Source organism: Mammaliicoccus sp. P-M58, assembly GCF_022386165.1.
In the GTDB taxonomy this organism is placed as follows: Bacteria; Bacillota; Bacilli; order Staphylococcales; family Staphylococcaceae; genus Mammaliicoccus; species Mammaliicoccus sciuri.
On the sequence record NZ_JAJNJI010000007.1, the window covers coordinates 142,264 to 148,355 of the forward strand.

5 protein-coding genes are annotated in these 6,092 nt (G+C 34.2%); all 5 read left to right on the plus strand.

What is annotated here, in order from left to right; translation table 11 throughout:
- The first annotated feature begins 14 nt into the window (after window positions 1-14).
- The 5 genes from LQ694_RS09715 to ilvA are packed head-to-tail and all read left to right on the plus strand — an operon-like array spanning window position 15 to window position 5,823.
- Entirely contained in the window at window positions 15-1,547 is a 1,533-nt protein-coding gene (locus LQ694_RS09715; protein WP_196968495.1) for a 2-isopropylmalate synthase, read from the plus strand.
- Window positions 1,544-2,584 (plus strand): 3-isopropylmalate dehydrogenase, encoded by a 1,041-nt coding sequence (leuB, locus tag LQ694_RS09720; RefSeq protein WP_196968494.1) that lies wholly within the window; start codon window positions 1,544-1,546, stop codon window positions 2,582-2,584. Before LQ694_RS09715 ends, leuB begins: the two co-directional genes overlap by 4 nt.
- A 15-nt stretch (window positions 2,585-2,599) precedes the next feature.
- The gene (leuC, locus tag LQ694_RS09725; protein WP_048540583.1) at window positions 2,600-3,973 is read left to right on the plus strand and encodes a 3-isopropylmalate dehydratase large subunit; all 1,374 of its coding nucleotides are present in this window, start codon (window positions 2,600-2,602) and stop codon (window positions 3,971-3,973) included.
- Window positions 3,974-4,543 (plus strand): 3-isopropylmalate dehydratase small subunit, encoded by a 570-nt coding sequence (leuD, locus tag LQ694_RS09730; protein ID WP_058611198.1) that lies wholly within the window; start codon window positions 3,974-3,976, stop codon window positions 4,541-4,543.
- A gap of 14 nt (window positions 4,544-4,557) precedes the next feature.
- Window positions 4,558-5,823: a threonine ammonia-lyase IlvA gene (gene ilvA, locus LQ694_RS09735; RefSeq protein WP_058611199.1), complete on the plus strand. Its 1,266-nt coding sequence runs from the start codon at window positions 4,558-4,560 to the stop codon at window positions 5,821-5,823.
- Window positions 5,824-6,092: the final 269 nt, after the last annotated feature.

A 6,092-nucleotide genomic window follows, 5' to 3' on the forward strand; every position in this document is an offset into this window, starting at 1 on the left:
AGGAGAGGATTATTATGTCAGACCATATTCAAATATTTGATACAACACTAAGAGATGGAGAACAAACACCAGGCGTCAGCTTTTCATTTGATGAACGCCTCAAAATTGCTATACAACTAGAAAAATGGGGAGTCGATGTAATAGAAGCAGGCTTCCCCGCTTCTAGTGAAGGTAGTTTTAAATCAGTAGAAAGTATTGCTAAAGCATTAACAACAACTGCAGTTTGCGGATTAGCTAGATGTAAAAAGTCAGATATCGATGCTGTACATGAATCAACAAAAGAAGCACAACATAGACAAATTCATGTTTTCTTAGCAACTAGCCCTATCCACTTGGAATATAAATTGAAAATGACTGAAGAACAAGTATTAGCATCTATATCAGAAAATGTAACTTATGCAAAAACATTATTTGAAAAAGTTCAATTTTCACCTGAAGATGCTACAAGAACACCTTTACCATTTTTAATCAAAGCAGTACAAACAGCAGTTGATGCTGGTGCAGATATTATCAATATTCCAGATACGGTTGGTTATTCTTATCCTACAGAATATGGTCAAATCTTTAAGACACTTATTCAAACAATTCAAAGTGATCATGAAGTGATATATAGTTCTCATTGCCATGATGATTTAGGTCTTGCTGTAGCAAATGCCCTATCTGCTTTTGAAAATGGTGCACGAAGAGTTGAAGGTGCAATTAATGGTATCGGTGAACGTGCTGGTAATACTGCTCTTGAAGAAATTGCACTTGCACTACACGTTAGACAAGATCATTACAACCTATCTACTAATATCAATCTTGCCGAAACTAAAAACACAAGTGACATGGTAAGTAGATATTCAGGTCTTCGAGTCCCTAGAAACAAAGCGATTGTTGGTCAAAATGCTTTCAGTCATGAATCTGGTATTCATCAAGATGGTATTTTGAAAAACCCTGAAACTTATGAAATTATGACACCTCAACTTGTCGGAGTTGTTAAAAATTCATTACCACTTGGTAAGCTATCTGGTAAACATGCATTTAGTGAAAAACTAATTGAACTTGGATATAACCTCTCACCAGATGAACAAGTAGAAGTATTTAAACAATTTAAATCAGTTGCAGATAAGAAAAAACAAGTAACTGATCGAGATATACACGCTATCCTTCAAGGTAGTGAACATGAAGAAAATGCATACTATAAAGTAAATGCACTTCAACTTCAATTTGTATCAAATGGCTTACAAAGCGCTGTTGTCGTTATTGAAGATAAAGAAGGAAATACTTATAAAGACTCATCTATAGGTTCAGGTTCAATTACATCCATTTATAATGCGATTGATAGAATTTTTGAATACACACCTGAATTACAACAATATCGAATTGAGTCTATTACAGAAGGTACGGATGCTCAAGCTGAAGTACACGTACAAGTAGAATTTGAAGATGAAGTATACACAGGTATCGGTATTGACTACGATATTCTATATGCTTCTTGTAAGGCATATGTTGAAGCACATGCTAAACACAGTGAGAACAAATTGAAAGAAGGCGTAAAGTCATGACATACAAAATCACTGCCCTACCCGGTGATGGAATCGGTCCAGAAATTTTAGAAGGTAGTATTGAAATACTAGAATTATTATCAAAGAAATTTAATTTTGATTATGAAATAGACACTAAAGATTTTGGAGGTATCGCCATCGATAAATATGGCGAGCCTTTACCTCCAGAAACTTTAACTGCTTGTCAAAACAGTGATGCAATATTATTAGGAGCCGTTGGTGGTCCTAAATGGACTGATCCAAAAAATAGACCAGAACATGGCCTATTAGGTATTAGAAAAGCATTGAAATTATTTGCTAATATTAGACCAACAATTGTTACTGAATCAACTGCTCATTTATCACCATTAAAAGAAGAACTCGTCAAAGGTACTGATTTTATTATCGTACGTGAATTAACGGGTGGTTTGTATTTTGGAGAACCAAAATATTTTGATGATGAAAAAGCAATTGACACACTTGCATATACTAAAGAAGAAATTACAAGAATCGCACACGTTGCATTTCAGTTAGCTACTAAACGAAATAAAATCGTTACATCAGTAGATAAAGAAAATGTACTAAGCTCTTCAAAACTTTGGAGACAAACATTAGAACAAGTTTCTAAAGAATATCCAGATGTCACACTTAATCATCTCTTAGTAGACGCATGTAGCATGCATTTAATTACAAATCCTAAACAGTTTGATGTTATTGTAACTGAAAATTTATTTGGAGATATTCTAAGTGATGAAGCTTCAGTTATTCCAGGCTCACTTGGCCTTTCACCTTCTGCAAGTTTTGGTGAGAATGGACCAAGTTTATATGAACCAATACATGGTTCTGCACCTGATATAGCTGGTCAAAATAAAGCAAACCCAAGTGGTATGTTACTATCATTAGCAATGTGTATTAGAGAAAGTTTACATCAACCTGAATGCGCTCAGTATTTAGAAGATATCGTATTTAGCACAATCAAGAAAGGTATTGCAACTAAAGATTTAGGTGGAAATAACAGTACATCTGAAGTCTTCGAAGCAATCAAAAATAATATTTAGAAGGAGGAAAACGACATGTCTCAAACATTATTTGATAAAGTATGGAATCGACATATAATAGCTGGTAAAGAAGGTGAACCCCAATTATTATACATCGACTTACACCTTATTCATGAAGTTACATCTCCTCAAGCATTCGAAGGCTTAAGATTACAAAATAGGAAAGTAAGACGTCCCGATCGAACGTTTGGAACATTAGATCATAATGTACCTACAATTGATATATTCAATATTAGAGATGAAATTGCTAATAAACAAATTAGTGCTTTGCAAAAAAACTGTGAAGCATTTGGTGTAAAGTTATTTGATATGGGTTCAGATGAACAAGGTATCGTGCATATGGTTGGCCCAGAAACAGGATTAACACAACCAGGTAAAACTATCGTATGTGGAGATTCACATACTGCAACGCATGGTGCATTTGGAGCTATTGCTTTTGGTATAGGTACAAGTGAAGTAGAACATGTTTTTGCAACTCAAACACTATGGCAAACTAAACCAAAGAACTTGAAAATTCAAGTTGATGGTACATTGCCAACTGGTGTTTATGCTAAAGATATTATCCTATACTTAATCAATCAACACGGTGTTGATTTTGGTACTGGTTACGCTTTAGAATTCGCTGGTGAAGCTATTTCTAATATGACAATGGATGAGCGAATGACAATTTGTAATATGGCTATCGAAGCTGGTGCTAAATATGGCATGATGAAGCCAGATGAAACAACTTTTGAATATGTAAGAGGACGTAAATATCAACCAGAGAATTTTGAAGCAGCTATTGAAGATTGGAAGACGTTATATTCAGACGAAGATGCTACTTACGATAAAGTGATTACTGTGGACGTAAGTGACCTTGAACCACAAGTCACTTGGGGTACAAGTCCTGAAATGGGTGTTAGTTTTAATACACCATTCCCAGAAATTAAGGATTTAAATGATGAAAGAGCCTATAATTACATGGGCCTTCAACCAGGTCAAACTGCTAGAGATATTCCTCTAGGTTATGTTTTCCTTGGTTCTTGTACAAATGCAAGACTTTCAGATCTTATTGAAGCAAGTAAAATTGTAGATGGTCATAAAGTCCATCAAGACATTACTGCAATAGTCGTTCCAGGCTCTAGAAGTGTTAAACTTCAAGCAGAAGCGCTTGGTTTAGATAAAATTTTCAAAGAAGCAGGATTTGATTGGCGTGAACCTGGATGTTCAATGTGTCTAGGAATGAACCCTGACCAAGTTCCTAACGGTGTTCACTGTGCTTCAACAAGTAACCGTAACTTTGAAGGTCGTCAAGGTAAAGGTGCAAGAACGCATCTCGTATCTCCTGCAATGGCAGCAGCTGCAGCTATTAACGGAAGATTTGTAGATACAAGAAAGGTGGTCATTTAAATGGAACCAATTAATATTTTTAATGGTAAAACAGTTCCCCTACTCAATGATAATATTGATACGGATCAAATTATTCCAAAAGCTTTTTTGAAAAGAATTTCTAAAACTGGTTTTGGCCCCTTCTTATTCGACGAATGGCGTTATTTAGAAGATGGGTCTGATAATCCAGATTTCAACTTAAATAAACCAGAATACAAAGGTGCAAGCATACTCATTTCAGGTGATAATTTTGGTTGTGGCTCATCAAGAGAACACGCAGCTTGGGCATTAAAAGACTTTGGATTCTTAATCATTATAGCAGGTAGTTTCAGTGATATTTTTTATATGAACTGTACTAAAAATGGTATGTTACCTATTGTAATTGAAAACAAAGAAGACAGAGAAGCAATAGCGCAACATAGTGAAATAACGATTGATTTACCTGACCAACTCATTATCACACCTGAAGCAAAATATCATTTTGATATAGATGCTACATGGAAAAATAAATTGGTTAACGGTTTAGATGATATTGCTATTACATTAACTTATGAAGAACAGATCAACCAATATGAAAAAATGCACAACTAATTGGGAGTGGTAGAATGACCTTAAAAACACGTTTAAGTGCTGAAGATATAGAAGAAGCATTTTTAAAATTAAAAGATACAGTTAAACAAACACCTTTAGAAAAAGATATGTATTTATCACAGAAGTTTGACTGTAATGTATATTTAAAAAGAGAAGATTTGCAATGGGTACGTTCCTTTAAATTACGAGGTGCGTACTATGCAATTAATCAGTTAACAGACGAAGAACGAGCAAATGGCGTTAGTTGTGCGAGCGCAGGTAATCATGCACAAGGTATCGCATTTACGGCTAAACAACTCGAAATCAAAGCTGTTATATTTATGCCAGTAACAACACCCGCTCAAAAAATTAATCAAGTTAAATTTTTCGGTGGTGAATTTGTACAAATAGAATTAATTGGCGATACGTTTGATGATTGCTTAAAACATGCGTTAGATTATACTGAACAATTTGGATTAAGCTTTATTGATCCATTCGATAATATTAATACAATTGCTGGTCAAGGTACGATTGCTAAAGAAATAGTAGATTATGCAGAAGAAGAAAATATTAAATTTGATTATTGCTTTGCTGCAATCGGTGGCGGTGGCTTAATTTCAGGAGTAGGAACTTATCTTAAAGATACTATGCCTACTACTCAAGTCATTGGTGTAGAACCACTTGGAGCAAGTAGTATGGCGCAATCTGTTAAAGCTAATAAAATTGTTACATTAACAGATATCGATAAATTTGTAGATGGCGCTTCAGTAGGAAAAGTTGGACAATTAACATTCGAGATTTCTAAAAATGTTGTTGATGATTTTGTTGCTGTAGATGAAGGTGAAGTATGTAGTACAATCCTAGATATGTACTCTAAACAAGCCATTATTGCAGAACCAGCTGGTGCATTGAGCGTCACTGCACTTAATCATTATAAAAATGAAATTAAAGGTAAAAATGTTATTTGTATTGTCAGTGGTGGTAACAATGATATTAACCGAATGAAAGAAATTGAGGAACGCTCACTTTTATTTGAAGATATGAAACATTACTTTATTGTTAACTTCCCACAAAGACCAGGTGCATTAAGAGAATTTGTTAACGAAGTGCTTGGACCAAATGATGATATTACAAAATTTGAATACTTAAAAAAATCGAGCCAAAATACAGGTTCTGTTATTATAGGTATTCAACTTAAAGATCATAATGATTTAGACCAACTTTATAAGAACGTTAGCGAATTTGACCCTAAATACATCTATATTAATAAGAATAAAATGCTTTATTCACTACTAATATAAGACGAAATCACATTAAAACATCTCATTTCTTCCTGTTATAAGCAGACAAATGAGATGTTTTTTTAGTTATAGATCCTATAATATAAATTTATTTAATAAGTACAGTATATGTCCTTTATCTTCTACTTTATTTTAACTAAATTTAAACATAAAAAAGAGACCTAACAGGTCTCGAGTACGGCTCATCGCATCCATTTATAAATATTTGCCCGGCAACGTCCTACTCTCGCGGAACGTAAGCCCAACTACCATCGGCGCTAAAGAGCTTA

What these genes read in the sequence shown, in the direction of transcription:
- LQ694_RS09715 (WP_196968495.1), top strand. Translation starts at nt 15, where the DNA reads ATGTCAGACCATATTCAAATATTTGATACAACACTAAGAGATGGAGAA.
- leuB (WP_196968494.1), top strand. Translation starts at nt 1,544, where the DNA reads ATGACATACAAAATCACTGCCCTACCCGGTGATGGAATCGGTCCAGAA.
- leuC (WP_048540583.1), top strand. Translation starts at nt 2,600, where the DNA reads ATGTCTCAAACATTATTTGATAAAGTATGGAATCGACATATAATAGCT.
- leuD (WP_058611198.1), top strand. Translation starts at nt 3,974, where the DNA reads ATGGAACCAATTAATATTTTTAATGGTAAAACAGTTCCCCTACTCAAT.
- ilvA (WP_058611199.1), top strand. Translation starts at nt 4,558, where the DNA reads ATGACCTTAAAAACACGTTTAAGTGCTGAAGATATAGAAGAAGCATTT.